Source organism: Spirosoma areae (assembly GCF_054781775.1).
In genome coordinates, this window is the sequence record NZ_BAAGTT010000026.1 from 1 (window position 1) to 20430 (window position 20430).

At 50.8% G+C, this 20430-nt stretch carries 14 protein-coding genes; 12 read left to right on the top strand and 2 right to left on the bottom strand.

Features of this window, described 5'->3' with window-relative positions; genetic code table 11:
* Nucleotides 1-125: 125 nt before the first annotated feature.
* From ACYVI1_RS12865 to ACYVI1_RS12875, 3 genes are all read left to right on the top strand, one after another.
* Nucleotides 126-584, top strand: coding sequence for a hypothetical protein (locus ACYVI1_RS12865; protein WP_460910640.1), 459 nt, complete (start codon nucleotides 126-128; stop codon nucleotides 582-584).
* 21 nt (nucleotides 585-605) lie between these two features.
* Nucleotides 606-3020, top strand: coding sequence for a hypothetical protein (locus ACYVI1_RS12870; RefSeq protein ID WP_460910642.1), 2415 nt, complete (start codon nucleotides 606-608; stop codon nucleotides 3018-3020).
* Between the two features lie 205 nt (nucleotides 3021-3225).
* The gene (locus ACYVI1_RS12875; RefSeq protein WP_460910644.1) at nucleotides 3226-3933 is read left to right on the top strand and encodes a TlpA family protein disulfide reductase; all 708 of its coding nucleotides are present in this window, start codon (nucleotides 3226-3228) and stop codon (nucleotides 3931-3933) included.
* A gap of 96 nt (nucleotides 3934-4029) precedes the next feature.
* Here the strand turns inward: ACYVI1_RS12875 and ACYVI1_RS12880 are convergent, their stop codons facing one another.
* The gene (locus ACYVI1_RS12880; protein ID WP_460910647.1) at nucleotides 4030-4911 is read right to left on the bottom strand and encodes a mechanosensitive ion channel family protein; all 882 of its coding nucleotides are present in this window, start codon (nucleotides 4909-4911) and stop codon (nucleotides 4030-4032) included.
* A 109-nt stretch (nucleotides 4912-5020) separates the two neighbouring features.
* Here ACYVI1_RS12880 and ACYVI1_RS12885 point away from each other — a divergent pair, with 109 nt between their 5' ends.
* The 6 genes from ACYVI1_RS12885 (at nucleotide 5021) to ACYVI1_RS12910 (ending at nucleotide 15549) form a co-directional block, all read left to right on the top strand.
* Complete coding sequence (locus ACYVI1_RS12885; RefSeq protein WP_460911182.1) at nucleotides 5021-6229, top strand: cysteine desulfurase family protein; 1209 nt, start codon at nucleotides 5021-5023, stop codon at nucleotides 6227-6229.
* Between the two features lie 1093 nt (nucleotides 6230-7322).
* A complete protein-coding gene (locus tag ACYVI1_RS12890) occupies nucleotides 7323-10037 on the top strand; it encodes a glycosyl hydrolase-related protein (protein WP_460910649.1) in 2715 nt (904 codons plus the stop codon).
* Between the two features lie 8 nt (nucleotides 10038-10045).
* On the top strand, nucleotides 10046-10993 hold the full coding sequence (locus tag ACYVI1_RS12895; RefSeq protein ID WP_460910652.1) for an ROK family protein: 948 nt from the start codon (nucleotides 10046-10048) through the stop codon (nucleotides 10991-10993).
* Between the two features lie 6 nt (nucleotides 10994-10999).
* Nucleotides 11000-11926, top strand: coding sequence for a DMT family transporter (locus ACYVI1_RS12900; RefSeq protein WP_460910655.1), 927 nt, complete (start codon nucleotides 11000-11002; stop codon nucleotides 11924-11926).
* 53 nt (nucleotides 11927-11979) lie between these two features.
* On the top strand, nucleotides 11980-12900 hold the full coding sequence (locus tag ACYVI1_RS12905; protein WP_460910656.1) for an SIS domain-containing protein: 921 nt from the start codon (nucleotides 11980-11982) through the stop codon (nucleotides 12898-12900).
* 12 nt (nucleotides 12901-12912) lie between these two features.
* The gene (locus tag ACYVI1_RS12910) at nucleotides 12913-15549 is read left to right on the top strand and encodes a glycosyl hydrolase-related protein (RefSeq protein WP_460910659.1); all 2637 of its coding nucleotides are present in this window, start codon (nucleotides 12913-12915) and stop codon (nucleotides 15547-15549) included.
* 18 nt (nucleotides 15550-15567) lie between these two features.
* Here ACYVI1_RS12910 and ACYVI1_RS12915 read toward each other — a convergent pair whose 3' ends face one another.
* Nucleotides 15568-16482, bottom strand: a complete 915-nt coding sequence (locus tag ACYVI1_RS12915; protein WP_460910661.1) for a helix-turn-helix transcriptional regulator — start codon at nucleotides 16480-16482, stop codon at nucleotides 15568-15570.
* Nucleotides 16483-16743: 261 nt separating this feature from the next.
* Between ACYVI1_RS12915 and ACYVI1_RS12920 the strand changes: the two genes are divergently transcribed.
* The 3 genes from ACYVI1_RS12920 to ACYVI1_RS12930 all read left to right on the top strand — a co-directional run bounded on the left by ACYVI1_RS12920 (nucleotide 16744) and on the right by ACYVI1_RS12930 (nucleotide 20419).
* Nucleotides 16744-18870, top strand: a complete 2127-nt coding sequence (locus tag ACYVI1_RS12920) for a glycoside hydrolase family 36 protein (protein ID WP_460910664.1) — start codon at nucleotides 16744-16746, stop codon at nucleotides 18868-18870.
* Between the two features lie 114 nt (nucleotides 18871-18984).
* Entirely contained in the window at nucleotides 18985-19821 is an 837-nt protein-coding gene (locus ACYVI1_RS12925) for a phytanoyl-CoA dioxygenase family protein (RefSeq protein ID WP_460910667.1), read from the top strand.
* A 7-nt stretch (nucleotides 19822-19828) separates the two neighbouring features.
* Nucleotides 19829-20419: an RNA polymerase sigma factor gene (locus tag ACYVI1_RS12930; RefSeq protein ID WP_460910670.1), complete on the top strand. Its 591-nt coding sequence runs from the start codon at nucleotides 19829-19831 to the stop codon at nucleotides 20417-20419.
* The last annotated feature ends 11 nt before the right edge of the window (nucleotides 20420-20430 follow it).

A 20430-nucleotide genomic window follows, 5' to 3' on the forward strand; every position in this document is an offset into this window, starting at 1 on the left:
ACCTAACCCGTAAAACGCTGTCCTTTGCCAAAACGGATGATAGTCATTTTGCGCGTACACTCAACTTTATTAACCATTATAATCAAACTAAATCAGCTTGACATTTACCACTACCTATTCCTGATTTGCTAAATGAATGGCGGTCTATTTTAAAAGAAGTTGAGGTTGAATCAGCATCATCATTAATTGTTTCGGCTATCACAGGCTTGTTAAATCTGAATGGCTGGCTCACGACAGAAAAATCAATCCGGGAAGAACTTATCGTGGCGCTTGCCGGCGATGCAGATGGGCGTATAGTTGACAAGTTGCTTGACAAACTTAATCAGGCTAAAATAACCCCAACCTCTTCCTATCGACTTTTAGTTGCTGACTGGCACAGGTGGGCCTATAATAGTTTATTTAAGGATGTTAAACGTTTGCTTCCTGAATGGGCTGCCCTGGTTGATACAAGTAATGAGCAGGAAGATGAGGCCATGATAAAAGAAGCCTTAGGGAACGATAGTACTAAAATCAACAAAGCACGTGTAGGCACCAAAGAGTCTATTTTAACCTTCGCGGTCGACATTGACTTCTCAATAAATTAATCAGCTATAAATCGCCCGGCTATGGAGGATTCTCTGGAATATGTAAAAGAATTTGATGACATAATCGCGCTGAGACGGCGAGATTTGCCCATAAGATATTATTTCGATACCGTAGACATCGTAGCATATATACGTGGTATTTATGACTTTTTTGATAAGCAGAGCGAGACGTTTAATCAAAAGCAATTTGATCGGTTAACAACACTCATTCATGCTTTATTTGGCCATAAATTAATTGGTGATATTTACTTTACGCCAGCCCATCAATATGAGTTAAGCCGTACACTAGCAGACGATTTCAAAGTTGATTATGATAACCCTGTTTTTCGAAATAATTTATCAAGATTTCTAAAAAGGATACTAAAACAACCTACCAATGGCGAGAGTGAAGCAAAACGGCTCGAATTTTATCGAACCAGTCAGGATGTATTCAAAGTAATGACCATGCTTGATCCCCGGCATTGGCAAAGCCGCTTATACTGGTTGGTTGAGAAACAAGGTGTGGTTCAACTTTCAGCTAAACAGGATAATGAGGAGCCTAATCTGGATGTAGCGGCCCCCATTTTTTCCCGGTTGCAAAAAGAACGGCCTGATAAATCTGAAAATAACAGGCGGGACGCACTGGCAATGGAATATTTGAGTCGGCGGGTTGCTAAAGCGAATCACTGGATTGCCAAAGAAAACAACGATGATTCTTTTAAGAAACAGGGATATGTGCCTATTTTTTTTGATTCGCAGGGCATGTTTACAAAAATTATTAATGAGGATCATAACTTACGTGAACTATTCATGATCCGACTGGGATCGCGTGAGATATTTGCGCTTAAACCAAGTGAATTTTTTTTATGTACCAGCTTATACAAAGCCGAAGCCGCAACTGCTGATGATACTACCCAGAGTTTCTACCGAATTACACTGCCTCGCCATCAGCAAAAAATTGATGAATTAGAAAGCCATATAACTAACCTGAATAAATTATGGAAAACCTCTGATAAAGAGCAGTACCATCATCAACGCCAGAAGTTGGCTGAGGCCCTAACCCAATATATCAAAGTTGACTTTTTTCGTAATATCATTAGTCCGCTATTCTCCGATGAAGAGCTCAGGAATCTGATGACTAACTTACGTAAGTTCGGTTTTCAAAATTATACTTTTTTTAACCTTAAGGTAGTCGATCAGTGGTATGAAAGTGATTTCAAAAAATATGCCCAACAAGTTAAAGACGCCTACAGCGACATTGATAATAAATTTTTTTTCTTAGCTTATTTATTAGAAGATTTACCAACCCTACACCAGGCATTAGAACGTTTTATAGGTAAGCATACTGTGCCCCCAAACCTGTATCATACAGTAAGCTTAACACGGTTTGGGTTTCCTGGAATGGTTCAAAAATATTTGGAAAGCGAGTTCTTAAATGCCCAAAACTATAACCGGATTACGCAGCAGGAGTTTGCCCTACAGCTCTATCAGAAATATGTGATTTGGCGTGATGTTAAAAATAATGCCGTACTGTATACTGATGAAAACCGGCGCAAAGAATTATATGAATTGCTTGTTATAATATGGCTTATCGGTGCATATCGATTTGCCCGTGAATTGTATATTCCTGGTGTTCCCTATTCGAATGATATTCTGATGCTCTTTGGGGCGAATTTTGTAAGGGATGATGAAAGTCGTGATTCTGATGATGTCAATACGAACCTAACCCGACGTCAGCGTACAGATGACATTATTTCAAACCTACGCGACAACGAGCGTAATTACTTAAGTGATGGTGGGTGTGAGGTTGTGGCAAACCACTTGGCAACGTCTGCCCAATTACCCATCGACCAGGTTCAGCTATGGATTAACGCACGGGTGGCCGTAGCCTTTCTTGACTATCATATTCTTAATTTATTAGAGGGGGGTATTTTTACCAAATCGCCCGCAGCAGAACCGACTATAATTGATATGAGCCGGGCACAGGAATGTTTACTCATGGCCTTGCAAGCCTATCAGCTTGTAAAACAGTATATATCTTCAGACATTAACCGATTGTTATACGTTACTAATATCTATATTTATTATACAGTTGAAATTGGAAGTAATGATGACTTTAACGCTAAAACGGTGGATACGGCGGTCACTGAATTAACAGGTTATGCCACTACATACACACACTATTGGCATTTTCGCTATGATGATACGCTGGCCCGATATTATCATCGATTATCGTCCAGGTTGATACCTAATGATCAACTGGAACCAACAATTGCCCGGGCTATGAAGGAAACAAAATTTACTTTTGCTACTCATGCGCTTGAACACATTAACCGCGCTTTATCAAGAGCAGAATATAATAAATTATTTAGAGATGTACGTGAAATTAATCAGTATAAATCTGAAATAGATAGATATTTTGCACGCGTGTTAACACTCTATAACCAACAGGTATAAACTAACGATTGACACCTGCTAATCCCGGAAAATCTGGCCATAGCGTTGCGATGGATCAAAAGCTAACCAGTAAAGCTCCAGTTTCAACAAGGGTCAATGTTGATTTCGCAACAGAGAACGGGAAGTATGCACTGACCTCACCGCTTGTGAGGCTGGCACCATCTTTGCGAAATCAAATAACATGATCTTCTATACACAAGTGATTTTGACTGCATGCTTTATTACGTTTACTACCCTAAGTCAGGCGCAGATGGGTGTGCAGAAAACAAGGGCTGGCGTTGCCCAGCGTCCCGATAGGACCACGCCTATCCTGAATCTGGTGACCGGCCAGCGAATGACCATGGAGGCTTATGAGCAATTGGCCAGGAAAGAGCCGGATGCGTATCACTTAGTGCCTGATTACAATGAATATGGGCACAGCAATACCTACACACTGCGGCCAGCCACCCCCGAAGAACGGGAACTGCACCGTTTTCGTGACCGCGACCCGGCTAAACAACCCAAAGCCGGGCAACCCATCGCGCCCTTTGTTATGACTGGCTCCGATGGGAAAACCTACCGCTCAGCCGATTTGCTGGGTAAAGTGGTCATCCTCAGTTTCTGGATTGGCGCCGAAAAGGAGTTCCTGAGCGATGAGCAGCGTACCGACTTCGCCACCGCGCTTCAACCGTACCGCTCCCCAACGGGTCTGGTCGTGCTGGGTGTTCTGAACAGCGAACTGCCAAAAAATCCGAACATAAAATCGCTGCCATTTACACCCGTGCCAAATGCCTACGGATTTCATAATAAATACCACATTACCGGGGTTCCCACAGTAGTCGTCATCGACAAAGCTGGCAACGTGGCGGCCAATTTGCAGGGCGCGGGAGTATATGATAAATTGAAACAGGTGCTGGCAAGGGTGACAAAGTAAGTTTCAGCCGGGCCCCCGGAACGATTCAAGGGTTCAGGTTGGCTGGCGCGAAAGCAACTCTGCGCCAGCCAACCTGAACCCTTGAACTCGAAACCCTTAAACCTTTTCATCGCTTGCCTCCTGACCGTGGGCGAGTTTTTGTTTCAGGTCAAACGTTTGCCCGGCGAAGACAATCAGAATCTGGTGCTCATCGAAGGCGCGTTTCACGGCCATAATGGCTTCGCTCAGAGCCGCCTGCGGGTTCGTCGTGATGGGGTTAATCCAGAACCAGAGTATAAACTGAACGTTCGCATCGGCAAAATTCCGGTAGTGCAGCTCGGTTGGGCGGTCGGGCAGCACAAAGGGCAGCCGGGAAACCGCTGCTATTGCCACCCGCTGAGCCGTTGCCAGGTCATCAATGTACGAAACACCGGCGGCTACTTCGATGCGTCGCTGGCCAAGGCGGGAGAAGTTGGTAATGGGTTTCTGAAATACATCTTTGCTCGGAATCTCAACCGTCTGGCCCTGACCATTATCCATCACAATGGAGCGGAGTTTAATATCCAGCACTTTACCGGTGTAGCCGTTGGTTTCGACCGTGTCGCCCACCTGAATAGGCCGCGCCAGGGCAATCATCGTACCCGAAATAAAATTGGTCGTTAAATCCTGAAAGGCGAAGCCCAGGGCCAGGGCAATCACGCCCGCCCCGGCCAGCAGCGAAGTCACGACCTTGTCTAACCCCAGCACGGCTAAGGCCGCAAATAAGCCGACTGCCATGACCATCACCCGCACAACGGCCCCCGTTAGGTTAATGACTGAAACGTTGTTGCTGATTCGGTCCAGCCCGCGCACGACCCACCGGCTCAGCCAACGGGATAATACAGCAAACAACGCCAGTAAAATGATGGCGACGGCAACCCTGGGGATATACTGAATGGCCGTGCGAATCCAGGCGGAGAGTTCAGCATAAATCAGGCCGGGCGCTTGTGAAAAATTCATCGGGAGCAGATTGGTGGTGTGAGGAGAACGACGCAGCTTTGGTTTGTGTTTCACTCTTTCACTCTTTAAAATGCCCTACCTTTGTGGGATAGAAGATAACCTGTTGATGATGACACCTCCCCCTGCTGTTTACCTGGATAATGCCGCCACCACCCGTCTCGACCCCGAAGTTTTGGACGCCATGTTGCCGCTTATGACCGAGCAGTTCGGCAACCCGTCCTCGATTCATAGTCACGGGCGTACCGTGCGAACGGCCATCGAAAAGGCGCGTAAAACGGTAGCCTCGCTGCTGAATACCTCGCCCGCCGAAATTTTCTTCACATCGGGTGGTACCGAAGCCGACAATACCGCTATTCGGAGCAGCATCGACACCTACGGCCTCACGCACGCTATCACCTCGCCACTCGAACACCACGCCGTTCTGCACACCCTCCAGCACCTGCATGAGCGCGGAACAATTCGGTTGAGTCTGGTAAATATAGACGGGAAAGGCCATGTTGACCTGGCGCACTTAGACGAATTGCTGCGGGCGAACCGGAACGCGAGTGGTGGCCGTTCATTGGTATCGCTGATGCACGGCAATAATGAAATTGGCAATATGCTGAATTTGAACCGGGTAGGAGAGATTTGCCGGGAATACGACGCTATTTTCCATTCCGATACGGTGCAGACAATGGGCCATTTCCGGCATGATTTACAGCAGTTACCGGTGGATTTTATTGTGGGAGCAGGCCATAAATTTCACGGGCCGAAAGGCGTGGGTTTTCTGTACATCAATGCGGAGCGGGTCAACATTCACCCGCTCGTGTATGGCGGCTCGCAGGAGCGAAACATGCGGGGCGGCACCGAAAACGTGTACGGAATCGTGGGCCTGGCAAAAGCCCTCGACATTGCCTACCGCGACATGGACGCGCACCGGCAGCACATTACGGCCCTGAAACGCCGGATGATTGAGCGGCTGCTGGAGAAGATGCCCGACCGCGCCGGAATGCCGGACCACGGCGAACCGGTGGCCTTCAACGGCGATTCGGCGAATGTCGATACCAGTTTATACACCGTGCTGAACGTCAGCCTGCCCGCATCAGACATGAGCGATATGCTGCTGTTTAGCCTGGACATTGCCCGGATTTCGGCGTCGGGTGGGTCGGCCTGCACGAGCGGCTCAACGGTTGGCTCCCATGTGCTGTCGGCCTTGCCGGGGCTTGACCCCGACCGGGGCTACGTTCGGTTTTCGTTCGGCAAATACAACACGGCCGACGAGATCGATTATGCCGTCGATACATTGGTGAAACTGTATCAGAAGGAGTTGGTGAAATAACAATGCGCTGGCTGATGTTGCATTAGGTAAGCGAATGGAAAAAATGCCAGTAGGCTTTACAACCGTTGCTTCCCGAAAAGTATCTCTGAATAAAGCAACCGCATCATGTCATGAGATGTCTACGTTGGAGCACTTGTTTGTTTATCGGCTTTGTCAGTTGCTCAAGGCCGGTTAGCCCTCCCGTTGCTCCCATATCAACGAATAACAGCCCATACACGGCAACCGCCCTGCTAAATGGGTCTGCATGGTTTGGTTCAGCATTCGCCCAAAGAGAGTATGCCGTCGATGGTAAACCATGCACATCAAATCAATTTGCGCTCGGCCTGTCAACCGATTTACCGCACGCCAGATCATACAACGAGCCGGTGGGGGGCGTCACCGGCTGCGTCGACCGCTGTGTTCCAACCCAACGGCTTGGTTTTCAGCGAATTCCGTTAGTTGTTGGCAGACACAAGCTATCCGACATACAGACTTGTATTGAAGGCAACACGCGGGCAGCCAGCGAGTACACTTTGCTAATTGGAGGAGATGCTGGTATAGATACGTATTATCCGCCCGGCATAACGATCCAGCTCGGACAAAGAATTAGTACAATTCCGGGTACTGATAGTAGTTGGATTGACGTAACAAAGTATGATGAAAAAACGAACCAGGTGGAGGGTGTTTTTGAGGTAACCTTGAAAAATCTTACGAACGAAGAAGTTCGTTTTACGAAAGGTTTCTTTAAGGTAACGTTGCTCAGATAAGGTTTTCTAAGTATTGGCTGCGTAACGGAGTACGTTCGTAAACCGCTACGGTCAGCAGCACCTAAGCAGGAATGTTTTGAGAATTCCGCAAAGAATAAAATTCTGCAAACAATCAGTTTTGGGCTGAGTTGTGTCCCTCTATTTCACGCGAAGTAGGGGAGATTTAACGGAAACGGGACGGTATACCTACACACAACGTGAAACTACAAGCCAGGTGACTTAGGTCGTCTGGCTTTTTTATCGTAAAAGTCCAGAGAGTGGACGGGAAATAGGACCGACTTGCCTGTTTAACAGTAGGGCGCACAGTAATCAGGCGAATGCTGGTTTAGGTTAACCTCCCGTACTTTGTGAAACACACGTTCTTCTTTATCTTTTTTCTGTTATTTCTTTCTGCGGTCGACGCGCAGCCGGATCGCCGGGGGTTCGGCCTTCCGACCGCCATCAAACGCCTGTATCTGGCTAACGACGACCATACTGACTACATGTGGACGGCCAATGAAGCCACATACGACACGGCCTTCGTTCACATGCTCGATTATTATCTCAGGCAGATTGATTCGACAAAAAACAGCCCGTCCGATTTTCAGGCCCGCTTCAACTGCGATGGCAGCTATTGGCTTCGGGCGTACCAGAAATACCGCTCCCCGGCCCAGTTCAACCGGCTTATTGCCGCTATTAAATCGGGCCATATCGGCAGCCCGTTAAACACGCTGGTCAGTACCTACGGCGCACAACCCACCGAAGCCGTGTTGCGGGGCATGTATTATGCCGGGCAGTTGGAGCGGGCCTACCAACTTCGGTTCACGCTGGCCGAAGCCATGGAGAACAACACCATGCCGCTCGGACTAAGCTCGTTATGGGCCGGGTCGGGGGCGAAATACAGTTGGAAAGGCATTGGTGGCTACGGTAGCCAGATGACCTACGAGTACCGGGCGAACCGACGTCATCAACTCTACCGCTACGCAGGTTTGGATTCGTCCAGCGTTCTGATGAAGTGGTATGCCTACGATGAAAAAGTAAAAAAGACCGCGCCGTTTGGGGGCTATGCCGAATGCCGGTTAGTTATAAAATCGAAAAATAAACTGAATGACCTGCAACAGACGGTCCGTAAATTAGATGCCATGTGCGACACCATCTCTCCCGGTTCCGCCTATCCGTACAACGTGGCCGGGGCGTTTGGCTATGGGCATGACGACCTCGACAATTTCACCTCACAGCCCTTTCTCGAAGCGGCCAGAGCCGAAACGACACCCAGCCGGAAAGTACGCATCTCGAACGAAGAAGATTTCTTTCAGGATGTGGCCCGGAGTTATCCTAACCTACCGTCCGAATCGGTGAGCTATGGCAACGAATGGGATTTGTACTGTGCGTCGATGAACGAAACCACTGCCCAGGTTCGGCGCTCGACCGAAAAATTACGTGCTGCCGAAGCGCTTGCCTCATTGGTTGCCCTGAAAGCCCCCACCTTTGCCAATCGCCTGATACCGGCCCGGAACTTAGCCTGGGAATCGTTTGGTTTGTATTGGGAACACAACTGGACCGCCGACGGGCCGGTGAAGCGGCCAGTGCGGGCCGACTGGCAAAACAAGGTTCAACAACAGATTAGCAGCTACGTCGATTCATTATTTACGCTCTCGGCCAAAACCCTGGGCAGCCAGCTTAAAAAATCAACTAACCCCCGCTTTTACGTTTTCAATCCCCTGAACTGGAACCGCAGCGACATGGCTGATCTGGCCTATACAGGTCTCTATCCGGTTCGGGTCATCGACGTTTCGACGGGTAAAGAAGCTCCCAGCCAGTTGATTACGAAGGATGGAAAACGGTTTCTGCGTATTTATGCCGGGAATATTCCATCGGTCGGTTATAAAGTATTTGAGCTAAAATCGGGTGCGCCCGCTTCGTTGCCTGTAGCGGCTACGGTTGCCGGTGAGTACATTCGCACGGGCCGGTACCGCATCCGGCTCAGTCCGTCGGGCGCCATTACCGAACTCTACGACAGCTTAGCCAATGGGCGGCAGTTGGTGAAGCTCATCGACGGGAAGTATCTGAATGATTTGGGCGTTTCCAATGTCAATGAAGGTGAGCCGGTCGTGGTGGAAAACGCTGGGCCTGTGTCGGTTACGGTAAAAGCAGTTTCGCCCGTTCCGGTGCCACACACGGTTCGGGTAACGGTATTTGCCGACAGCCCGACCCGTACCGGAGGTGATGCGGCATTCCGACCGGCCGGACCGCCCCGCATCGAGATCGAGGACAGTATTCAGGCTAATTTTGGGGACGTAAAAACATGGGCGTTTTCGTTTAATCTGACCAGGCCAACTACCCGCCATGAGGAACTGGGCGCCATTCTGACGGCCAAAAAAGAAACGCGCGGTGGGCATTATGCCAGCCAGAATGCCCGCCTGGACTGGCAAACGTTCAATCACTTCGCCGATCTGAGTGAGCCGCATTATGGCGTAACGATCTCCAACATGGATTGTAGTTTTTTCCGGCTGGGCAAAAGCACCGTCGATTCGCTGTGGGAGCAATCTCCGCAATTGAGTGCACTGGCGGGTGGGCAGGTCGATGCGAAAGTAGAAGACAAAGGTATGCTGGGAATTTTCGGGCAAAACGGCCAAACCAGGTTTTTGTACAAATTTGCGCTAACAACGCATACTGGTGATTTTGAGCCGGTAGCCGCCATGCGTTTCTCGCTGGAACACCAGAATCCACTCGTGACGGGTGCCGTAACTGGTTCGCAGGATACGTATCCTGGCTCTACGTTCTCGCTCCTGACTACCAGCGACCCGAATCGGTCGGAAAGCCGCAACACCGCCGACGCGGTGTTGCTGTGGAGCCTGAAACCGAGTGAAGACGGTATCGATGAGGGTTTAATCGCCCGGTTCTGGAACGTTGCCAATAAGTCGGCCACACCCTCGATCCGTGTTGCGTCGTCCATTCGCCGGGCCTGGCAAACAACGCATATCGAGACCAACGAGCGGATTTTGACACCAGCCGGTAAACAGCTACAGGCTAAGTTTGCCCCGAATCAACTCAATACCTATCGGCTTCAACTCGCTAAGTAATCCCTGACTTGAAAACGCTCGCAATTGGCATCGACATTGGTGGAACACGGACCAAAATTGGTTTGGTAAACCTGGGCACCGGGCAGGTGGAGGAGATGCTCATTACCCCAACCGAAACCAAAGACGGAGAACGTTTTCTACAGCATATTGGTGAAGCCATCAGCCAGTTTAAAGCCAAAGCCACTGCCAACCAGGCACACCTGGCAGGCGTTGGCTTTGGCGTGCCTGGTTTTGTATTTGCCGACGGAACTGTGGATTCTACCTACGGATTTCTCGAATTCATGGAAGATTATCCGCTGGCCGACAAAATTCAAAAGCAACACAAATTGCCCTGTTTGCTGGATAACGATGCGCGGGTGGTGGCGCTGGGCGAAGCCATTTATGGGCAGGGCCGGGGTTTTAGCCGCGTGCTGGTGCTCACCTTAGGCACCGGACTTGGCCTTGGTTTTACCATTGATGGTAAACTTGATGGGCCGCTGCCCTTTGCTCACATGGGCGGCCACCTCACCATTACGACCAACGACACGGTTTGCTATTGTGGCAAAACGGGTTGTCTCGAATCGCTGGTTTCGGGAGCGGGTATTTGTCAGCTTGCCAGCCGATTCGACTGGGCGCAGAAATACCCGGATTTGCCGTTGACCGCCGAGACTATTTTTACCCAAAAACAGGCTGGAAACCCCGATGCTCAGGCGATTGTGCAGGAATATATTGGATACCTGAAAACTGGTATCGACAATTACGTCAACCTCTACGCCCCCGACATTATTGTGTTGGGGGGTGGCATTGCCAAAGGGTTGCGGGCCGTCGAACCGGCGCACCGGTTTGGCAAAAACGATGTCGATAAACTGCATACGCCCACGTTGCTAAATCCGTATAAAGCCTACAAAACCACCATCGCTATTTCGGCGCTGGAAGAGCAGGCAGGTATTCTGGGCAGTGCCGCCCTTTTTAGATGAACTACAATGAAAAATAAACCCGAAGCCTGGATTCTGTACTCGATAGCGGCCGCCTTTTTCTGGGGAACCTGGGGCGTGGTGGCTAAACTGATTTCGGACGAGGTAAGCCCCTTTACGAACCATCTCCTATTCAGCGTCGGGATGCTGCTCACCCTGCCGTTGGTCATCAGAAAAGTCAGGAATACAACTCCCAATCGCAAAGGCATACTGTGGGGATTGGTTGCGGGTGTGCTGGCCGTAATTGGCAATGTGGCTGTTTATAAAGCATTTAGCGCGGGTGGGCTGGCGGCTATTGTTATTCCCGTAACGAATCTGTATCCACTCGTGACCATTGCCATTGCCCTGCTGGTCTTCAACGAAAAGCTGCACTGGATCAACGGAATTGGTATTTTGCTGGCGATTCCCGCCGTGGTGATGTTGTCGGGCGAGTCGCTGTTGTTCGATAATCCGGCAGCTTTTTTCAGTGGCATTGGGCTAAATTCATGGCTATTGTATTCAATGGTGGCGTTGTTTTTCTGGGGCGTATTTAGTGCCGCTCAAAAAGAGACGACCAATTACATTTCTGCCGAATGGTCTTACGTCAGCTTTATCATTTCGTCGGTAGTTATTGCGCTTGTCTTCGTGGTAGTTGGCTGGGCTGAGTTTGGGATGTCTACCAAAACGCTGGTGCTTGGCTCGTTTGCAGGAATGCTCAATGGCTTAGGTGTGCTGGCAAGTTTTGCCGCATACAGTGCCGAGGGCAAAGCCTCGAAAGTAACCACCATTGCCGGAGCGCTGCAACCCGTTTTTACGATTATACTGGCCATTATTTTTCTGTCCGAAAGTCTTTCCCTTATCGAATCGCTGGGCATTGGGCTGGCCATCATCGGCGCGTTGACCCTATCGTATGAAGCGAAGAAACCGGCCCCGGAACCAGTTGCTAATCAAGCATGACCTTAACATAAACACAGAGGAACAGAGGAAAAATGCCTTTACAAACCTATCACATGAATGCAATCCTGAATGAGATTTTAGAAATACCTGACCGGGCAAAAGACGTACTGAATAGCCCGGTCGAACCGTTGCCGTTAAACGTTCCGTACCTCGGCATGGGGTCATCTTATTTTGCGCCCCTGGCGTTTAAATACATGGGTCTGCCCATCTACCCCGAACTGGCCTCGGAATATTTTTATTATCTGGCGCAGGGTAAAACGGCTCCGTTAGCGGTCCTTCTGTCGCAGTCGGGCCGGAGCAGCGAGGCCCTTTGGTGCCGGGCGCTTTTCGAGCAGTACGTGGCCGTATCGAATGACATCGACAGTGAGTTATGCAGGGCGTCGAACGTGGCCCGCGTTCTGCCAATTCTGGCCGGGGAGGAAAAATATTCGTCGTCAAAAACCTACGTCAATACGTTGGTGGCCTTGTTTAAGGGTTTTGGCCTGTCGCCCGCCCAATCGGTAGCGCGAATTGCCAGCAGCATGAACCGGTATCGGGAGGAGGGCGAACGCTTAGCCAATGACGTATTTGCCGTACTGAGTCAAAACCCGATTCATGGCATATACGTAACGGGCAGCGGTCCAAACATCGCCACCGCCTACGAAGCGGCCCTTATTTTGAGCGAAAGTACCAAACTAAATTTTCATGGGCTGCCCATGGCCCAGTACGATCATGGTCCCAAAGAAACCGCCCAAAACAGCATCGTCATTCAGATTCTGGCGCAGGGCGCAGCCTGCGAACGCAGCCGTCGATTATCGGGCCTGATCGCTCAGGCAGGAGCACATGTATTTACGGTCGAAGCTCCTGATGCAGAGGAAAATTACTCGATTCTGCACACCATCATTCCGTTCAATTTCATGGCGTACTTTCTGGCCCTGAAACTGAACATTGGTGATACGTTTGTGGTCGGTGGAAAAGTGACAGAAGCAATTTGAGTAAACACACGCATGAAATCAATCCTGCTCACAATTAGTTTTCTGACCTTCGTTTTCAGCCTTCAGGCGCAGCCCGTCAAACGGATTTACCTCGCCAACGACGACCATACCGATTACATGTGGACCGGTACTGAAGCGCAGTATGACTCGGCGTTTGTGAAGATGCTGGATTACTACATGGGCCAAATCGACTCCACGAAAACCAGCCCGTCCGATTTTCAGGCCCGCTGGAATTGCGACGGCAGCTATTGGCTGAAAACCTACCAGAAGTTTCGTAGTCCGGCGCAGTTTGATCGGCTCATGGGCTACGTCAAATCGGGGCATATCAGCAGCCCGCTAAACGCATTGGTGAGTACCTATGGCGGCCAGCCCACCGAGGCTGTTTTGCGGGGTATGTATTATGCCGGGCAACTCGAACGCCGGTATGACGTGCATTTTCCGATGGCGGTCTGCATGGAAAATCAGACGCTGCCGCTTGGCCTGAGTTCGCTTTGGGCGGGTTCGGGCGCGAAATACAGTTGGCGGGGGGTGTGTGCCTGTGCCTCAAAAATCCAGCCTAAATTAAAGTCCCGAAAGCACCAATTGTACCGGTATATGGGGCCAGACAACCGCTCTGTACTCATGAAATGGTACAACATTCCTGGCGACAATACGGGTTTAGGGGGCTACGGTGAAACCCGGCAACAACACAAAGTTACCGATGTGGCCGGTAGCCTGACAAAAACCGTCGGCGACCTTACCACGCTCTGCGACACAATCAGGGCCAACTCGGCCTATCCCTACAACGTGGCCGGGGCATTCGGCTATGGCTGGGATGATTTGGAAACCTACAATTCGCCCGCCTTCGTCACGGCTGCCCAGCAGACAACAACCCCCACCCGCCGGGTGAGGGTCTCGAACGAAGAAGATTTTTTTCGGGATATTGAGAAGACGTATAAAACCATCCCGTCTCAGTCGGTCTCGTTTGGCAACGAGTGGGATCTCTACCCCGCGTCGATGAACGAAACCACCGCGCAGGTTCGGCGGGCGACCGAGAAACTCCGGTCTGCCGAGAGCCTTGCCGCCCTGATTTCGCTGAAAGACAGCACGTTTGCCCGTGACCTGTCGACTGCCCGCAACCTGGCCTGGGATGCGTATGGCCTGTATTGGGAACACGACTGGACCGCCGACGGGCCGGTTTCCCGGCAGGAGCGGGCCAACTGGCAGATCAGGCAAAAGAACGCGATAATGGCCTACGTCGATACGCTCTACAGCCGGGCGATTGCTGCCTTAGGCAGACAACTCAACGTCTCTACCCACCCCCGATTCTACGTATTCAACCCCCTAAGCTGGGTTCGGAATGATGTGGCTGATTTTCCGGTTGCCAGCATGACGCCCGTAAAAGTCATTGATATACAGACCCATACCGAAGTTTCCAGCCAGCTAATCCGTAAAAGTGGGAAGCCGTACCTCCGAATCTGGGCCTCAGCCATCCCGTCCGTCGGCTATAAAGTGTTTGAAATAAGGCCGGGAGCGCCCGCCCGCCAACCGGTAGCCGCGCGGGTGAATGGCCGGTCTGCCGGAGCGGAAATTATCCAGAATGGCTACTATCGGCTGCGGTTGCGGAAGTCGGGCGTAATCAGCGATTTGGTCGACCTGCGGGCCGGAAATCGGTCGGTTGTTCGGAGGCTCGATGGGCGTTTGTTCAATGATTTGGGGTCGGTCAATATCGATGCGGGTAACCCGGTTGTGATTGAAAACGCCGGGCCTGTATCGGTTACGCTCCGGGCCGTTTCTGCCGACCCCATTGCTCATACGGTTCGGGTAACACTGTTCCGAAACAGCCGGAACCGCACCGGCGGACCGGCCGGACCGCCCCGCATCGAGATTGAGGACAGCATTCAGGCTAATTTTGGGGACGTAAAAACATGGGCCTTCTCGCTGAACCTGACCAATCCGACCATGAACCACGAAGAACTGGGCGCCATTCTGACGGCCAAAAAAGAAACGCGGGGCGGCCACTATGCCGCTCAGAATGCCCGCTACGACTGGCTGACATTCAACCACTTCGCCGACCTGAGTGAGCCGAATTATGGGGTAACGCTCTCCAACATGGATTGTAGTTTTTTTAAATTAGGGCAAAGCACACCCGACTCACTTTGGGAAAAATCGCCCCAACTGACAGCCTTAGCGGGCGGGCAGATCGACGGGCCGAAACTTGGGATTCTGAATCAGAACGGGGCCACGGCGTTCCGGTATCAGTTCGCACTCACCACCCACCCGGCGGCTTTCGACGCGCTGACGGCCATGCGTTTCTCGCTCGAACACCAGAACCCGCTGGTAACGGGCGCCATCACGGGTTCGGCGAACCAGTATCCGGGTGTGACGTATTCGCTGGTGACGCTTTCCGATAAACACGTCCTGCTCTGGACATTGAAGCCGGACGAGGATGGGATTGGCAAGGGCCTGATTGCCCGGTTCTGGAACGTTGCCAATAAGTCGGCCACACCCGCGATCCGGGTTGCGTCGCCCATTCGGCAGGCCTGGCAAACAACCCATCTCGAAACGAATGAACGGGTATTAACGCCGATCAAGGGCAGTCTTACTACACAGTTTGCGCCGTATCAACTCAATACGTACCGGCTTCAGCTTCAGCCTATAGCGCCATAACCCACTTTCCCATGCCCGTTATGACCGGGGCCGATGAATACCCTCGCTTTTTCGGTACTCGACCGGCGAAACGCCCATTTGTTTTTTGAACAGGCGCGAAAAATAAAACGGGTCGTCGATGCCAAGCTGAGAGGCTACTTCATTGATCCGTAAATCGCTGAAATGGAGTAGCTGACAGGCTTTCTGAATGCGGAGGTGATTGAAATACTCAATGGGCGCGTAGCCGGTATCCTGCTTGAATTTCCGCGAAAAAAATGACGTGGATAAATGAGCTGCCTGAGCAATATTATCCAGCGTAATGGGTTTGGAGAGGCTGTTCTGCATGAACAGAATGGCCTTGTTCGTCGGGTTGGTGGTTATGCTGGTAACGAGTTCCTTCTGAAAGTTTTCGGGCAGGATAAACGAGGCCAGGAAAAACGGAATAGCCAGATTCGCATACAGCAGGTTTGACTGGCTGTAGCCCTTCAGAAACGTATCGAATATGCGGTCGAAGAGCGCGATTCGCTCCTCCGAAAACCCAACCCTGGCAGGTTGTGGCGGGTTGTCTTTCACAGACATGATGGCGCCCACTATTTCATGGCACTGATTTCCGCTGAAGTGAAACCAGTGAATTGTCCAGGGGTTTTCGGTGTCGGCACCGTAGGAATGCGGGGTTCCGGGGGCTATAACAAAAACCTCACCGGCATGAATGACCACCCGGCTCTTCTGTAACTGAATCCAGCCCGCGCCATCGGTGCAATACAGTAAAATCACCTGCGAAATACCGGCGGGCCGCTGGTAGTAGTGATGCAATGCCTTCGGATAAAACCCCATTCGGGTAATGAACAGGCTGTTTATCAGCGGCATGTGCTGGCATTTGTCAATCGTTTCCTTTGGGATCTCAATGATGCGTTCCCCGGCAAACCCCCGGCTTTTTCGCGTTATCGTGCTCATCGAACTCATCTATACTTAATAAACGACCCGAAGATAGAATAATCCATGTTTAGGCTAAAATACTTCATCTCTGCTCTCTTAGAAAAACTGAATTTTGTGAATGTAAAATGCAATTGCATAAGCACCTATTTGAATCCCCAGAAGGGGACTTTGCTCACGCCTGGATAAAGTCCCCTTCTGGGGATTTAGGGGGTTCAGGCTGAGGAAGAACTAATTTTCAGATAGTTTCCAACCCTTAATCAGCACCGGAAGCAAGTAGTGATGAAGAACGGCTTACTTATTTGTCTACTGAATACGTTCTCGCTGTGTATCGCACTGGCGGCCCCTGTAACGACGGACCGCCCCTATGCCAAATGGACGAATTCAGAACTGCTTCTTGATAATGGCGTCGTTCAGCGAACCATTCATCTTCCGGCTTCGGAAGGCAACTTTCTAACGACAAGTTACAAACCGAGTACTGGTGAATTCAACTACTTTCAAAAGACAAACCCCGACTTTCAGTTTGACCTAAACGGAGTAACCTATTCTGGTACGGGCGATTGGCGACAGGTTAGCATTCAGAAAATTACCGATACCAGGCAGGGCGACGGAGCCGCCGTGACCCTGCAAAGCAAAGATGGTAAGGTTGAACTGACAGTGCAGTATTTACTGTATCCCGAATTGCCCGTTATCCGTAAACGACTCACCGTTAAAAACCTGACTAACGAGTCGGCTCGTCTGGAGTCGGTCGATGTGGAGAAGTTCATAGTGACCAATTACTACGCAACTACGTTTAGCTGGATTTGTCACGATTATGGCAGAAGGCGGTCAATTGGTCCCTACGATGGCAACATGCAGGATGCGTTACTGACCGTTCACAACAGCGACTGGCAGCAGGGAATTGTGATTGGAAACGAAGCCGCCGGTGTTGTTAAACATACGTCGGTGTTTTGGCAGGAACCCGTAATTCTCAGTGGACTGACGCATAAAGATGCCCGGTTTCCTTTTCGGAAATACATCCAGAAAGGTGAATCGTTTACGACCCCCTACATATTCACAATAGTATACAACAACCATAAGGACCCGGACGACGTACTGAATACCGCCGTTTCGGATTTTGTTCGGAAGCACATGGGCATACGGCTGTCCGAGCTGGCGCAAAAACCCACCTTTGTCTACAACACCTGGGTTCCCTTTCGTAAGGATATCAATGAGAAGCTGATCCGGGAACTGGCAAAAGCTGCCGCTGATGCCGGCATGAAAGAGTTTGTGATCGACGATGGCTGGGCTACTACGTATGGCGATTGGATTATTGATACCAAAAAATTCCCCAATGGCCTGAAACCCGTTTTCGACTACATCAAATCCTTAGGGATGAAGCCGGGCCTGTGGGTCAGCGTGGGCAGTGCCTCACCGGAAAGTAAAGTCTACAAAGCACATCCCGAATGGTTCGTTCTGGATGAAAAACAGCAACCGGCCAATCTGCACGAAGATGACCTGAACATGCGTACTGCCTGCTTTGGAACGGGTTGGCGGGGCTACATCAAGGACGTGCTGCTGAAATTAGCCCTGGAGTATGGACTTGAGTATGTAAAGCTTGATTTCACGGTGGTAACCAGCACCTACCGGTTTGGCAACAAGGTTACGGGGTGTTATGCCACCAATCATAAAGGGCATATCGATCACCACGAATCGTTATATGCCAATTATGAAGAGGTATGGAAACTATTTGATGAGCTGCATACTGCCAAGCCTACGCTGTTTATCGACTGTACATTCGAAACGATGGGCGGGCTGCAGTTGATTGACTACGCCATGCTGAAACATGCCGAAGGAAACTGGCTTTCCAATTTCAACGGCCCGGATGCCAAAGTGGATCTGCGCGTCAGGAATATGGCCTGGTGGCGCTCCCCGGCCATACCCGCCACGGCGCTGGTCATCGGCAATCCTGAGATGCAGGATGCCGGTTGGGAAATGCACATCAAATCATTGGCCGGTGCCCTGCCCATTATGCTGGGCGACCCCCGGAAACTAGCTGAAAACGACCTGAAAAAATACCGCAGCTATGCCGACTGGCTTCAGACCATGCAAACGAAGTACGATTTTATGAGTTACCGGCAGGATTTAGCCGGGTTTGGAGAGCCTCTGGAAGGCATGTGGGACGGGTTCCAGCGCATCAACACAGAGACAACACAGGGCGGCATCCTGGGCGTGTTCCGGCATGGCGCTGTCGAAACGAAGCGACAAATCACCGTCCGGCATCTCGACCCGGCGAAACGGTATCAGGTGAAAACAATGGACGGAAAAATCATCACTACCTTAACCGGGCGGGCCCTTCAAACGACTGGCTTTGCCGTAAGCCTGACCGGGCCATATGCCGGGGAGCTTTTTGAGGTTAGCAGTAATTAGTTTACCTCCTTCAGGGGGACGGTCGGCCGCTGCCGGGTAAAGGAGATAGCACTTAACAGCCCTGCCCCAAAGGGGGTTGGGAAAAATTTTTATTCCTCATAATACCTAATCAACATGACAAACGAATCGTTAACTCCCGACCAGATCCGGCAGTATCAGCAGGATGGGTATCTGATTATCAGGGGTTTCCTGAACCAGCACGAGGTGGCAAAACTGTATCAGGTTGCCACTGAGGATAGTGCCGTCAGTAAACACGCCATCAATGTCAACGACAGCACCGGCAAACGCAGCAAACTATCGCTTTGGTACAAACCCGGCGATGATGTGTATGGCCTGCTTACCCGCAGCGAACGTTTGGTAGATTCGGTCGATGCACTGCTTGACGGAGAAGCGTCCGTTTGCCATTTCCATTCCAAACTCATGCAGAAAGAACCCCGCGTGGGTGGCGCCTGGGAGTGGCATCAGGACTATGGGTACTGGTACAAAAATGAATTCCTGCTGCCCGACCAGATGATGTCGGTGATGGTAGCCATTACCGACGCCAACCCCGAAAACGGGTGTTTGCAGGTTATTAAAGGGTCGCACAAAATGGGGCGGGTCGAACACGGCTTTGCGGGCGAACAGGTGGGCGCGTCGCAGCGGTATGTAGACCTGGCCCTGCAAACGATGGACTTAGTGTATGTGGAGCTAAAAGCGGGTGATGTTCTGTTTTTCCACAGCAACCTGCTGCATCGCTCCGAAGCCAATTTGTCGGATAAGCCCCGCTGGTCGATGATTTCGTGCTACAACCGGGCTTCCAACATTGGCTACAACGATTCGGCTTCTTCCTTATCGAGCATTACGCCCATCGACGTCGTTCCCGACGAAGCCCTGCTTACCTGGGAAGCGGCTGGCTTAGCCGAAGCAGGGGCCGATTTTTTAAGCAAGGAAGCCGATGTGTCGTTGAAGTAAATCCACCATGACGAATCGACTCACGACCACCGAGCATAGCCTTCTGTGGAATACATTTCGCCACGGAGGCCCGAACGCGCTCGGGCAATTGTATGATCTGTTCGCGGCAGACCTGTATCGGTATGGGTATAATCTGATCCGAAACCGGCAGGTGGTGGAAGATTGTCTGCATGAACTTTTTTTGCATCTCTACGAGAACCGACAGCGATTAGGAGCCACGGATAACATCCGGTTTTATCTGTACCGAGCTTTACGCCGACGATTGCTGGATACCGTTGGCCGGTTAAACAAGTATGATTCCGATGCCTATCTGTTCGACAAAGCCGAGTTTATCATTGAGCCGTATGAGAAATTTCTGATTGATGAGCAATTGGCCGAACACCAGAAACGGGTCGTAATGGCCGGGCTGAATAACCTGCCCAAACGCCAGAAAGAAGTCCTGTATTTAGTGTATATGAAAGGGCTTACCTACCCCCAGGCGGCTGAAGTGATGGCTATTTCCATGAAGAGCATCTACAATTCGGTTAATGTCGCTCTAACGACTTTACGGGGTTTTGTGCGGAAATCAGCCCGGCAACAAGCCGCGTTACTCAACTAAACGCCAACCCC

Excerpts from the sequence above, each read along its gene's own strand:
- ACYVI1_RS12870 (WP_460910642.1), top strand. The coding sequence starts at position 606 with ATGGAGGATTCTCTGGAATATGTAAAAGAATTTGATGACATAATCGCG.
- ACYVI1_RS12880 (WP_460910647.1), bottom strand. The coding sequence starts at position 4,911 with ATGAATTTTTCACAAGCGCCCGGCCTGATTTATGCTGAACTCTCCGCC.
- ACYVI1_RS12885 (WP_460911182.1), top strand. The coding sequence starts at position 5,021 with ATGACACCTCCCCCTGCTGTTTACCTGGATAATGCCGCCACCACCCGT.
- ACYVI1_RS12900 (WP_460910655.1), top strand. The coding sequence starts at position 11,000 with ATGAAAAATAAACCCGAAGCCTGGATTCTGTACTCGATAGCGGCCGCC.
- ACYVI1_RS12905 (WP_460910656.1), top strand. The coding sequence starts at position 11,980 with ATGAATGCAATCCTGAATGAGATTTTAGAAATACCTGACCGGGCAAAA.
- ACYVI1_RS12910 (WP_460910659.1), top strand. The coding sequence starts at position 12,913 with ATGAAATCAATCCTGCTCACAATTAGTTTTCTGACCTTCGTTTTCAGC.
- ACYVI1_RS12915 (WP_460910661.1), bottom strand. The coding sequence starts at position 16,482 with ATGAGCACGATAACGCGAAAAAGCCGGGGGTTTGCCGGGGAACGCATC.
- ACYVI1_RS12920 (WP_460910664.1), top strand. The coding sequence starts at position 16,744 with ATGAAGAACGGCTTACTTATTTGTCTACTGAATACGTTCTCGCTGTGT.
- ACYVI1_RS12925 (WP_460910667.1), top strand. The coding sequence starts at position 18,985 with ATGACAAACGAATCGTTAACTCCCGACCAGATCCGGCAGTATCAGCAG.
- ACYVI1_RS12930 (WP_460910670.1), top strand. The coding sequence starts at position 19,829 with ATGACGAATCGACTCACGACCACCGAGCATAGCCTTCTGTGGAATACA.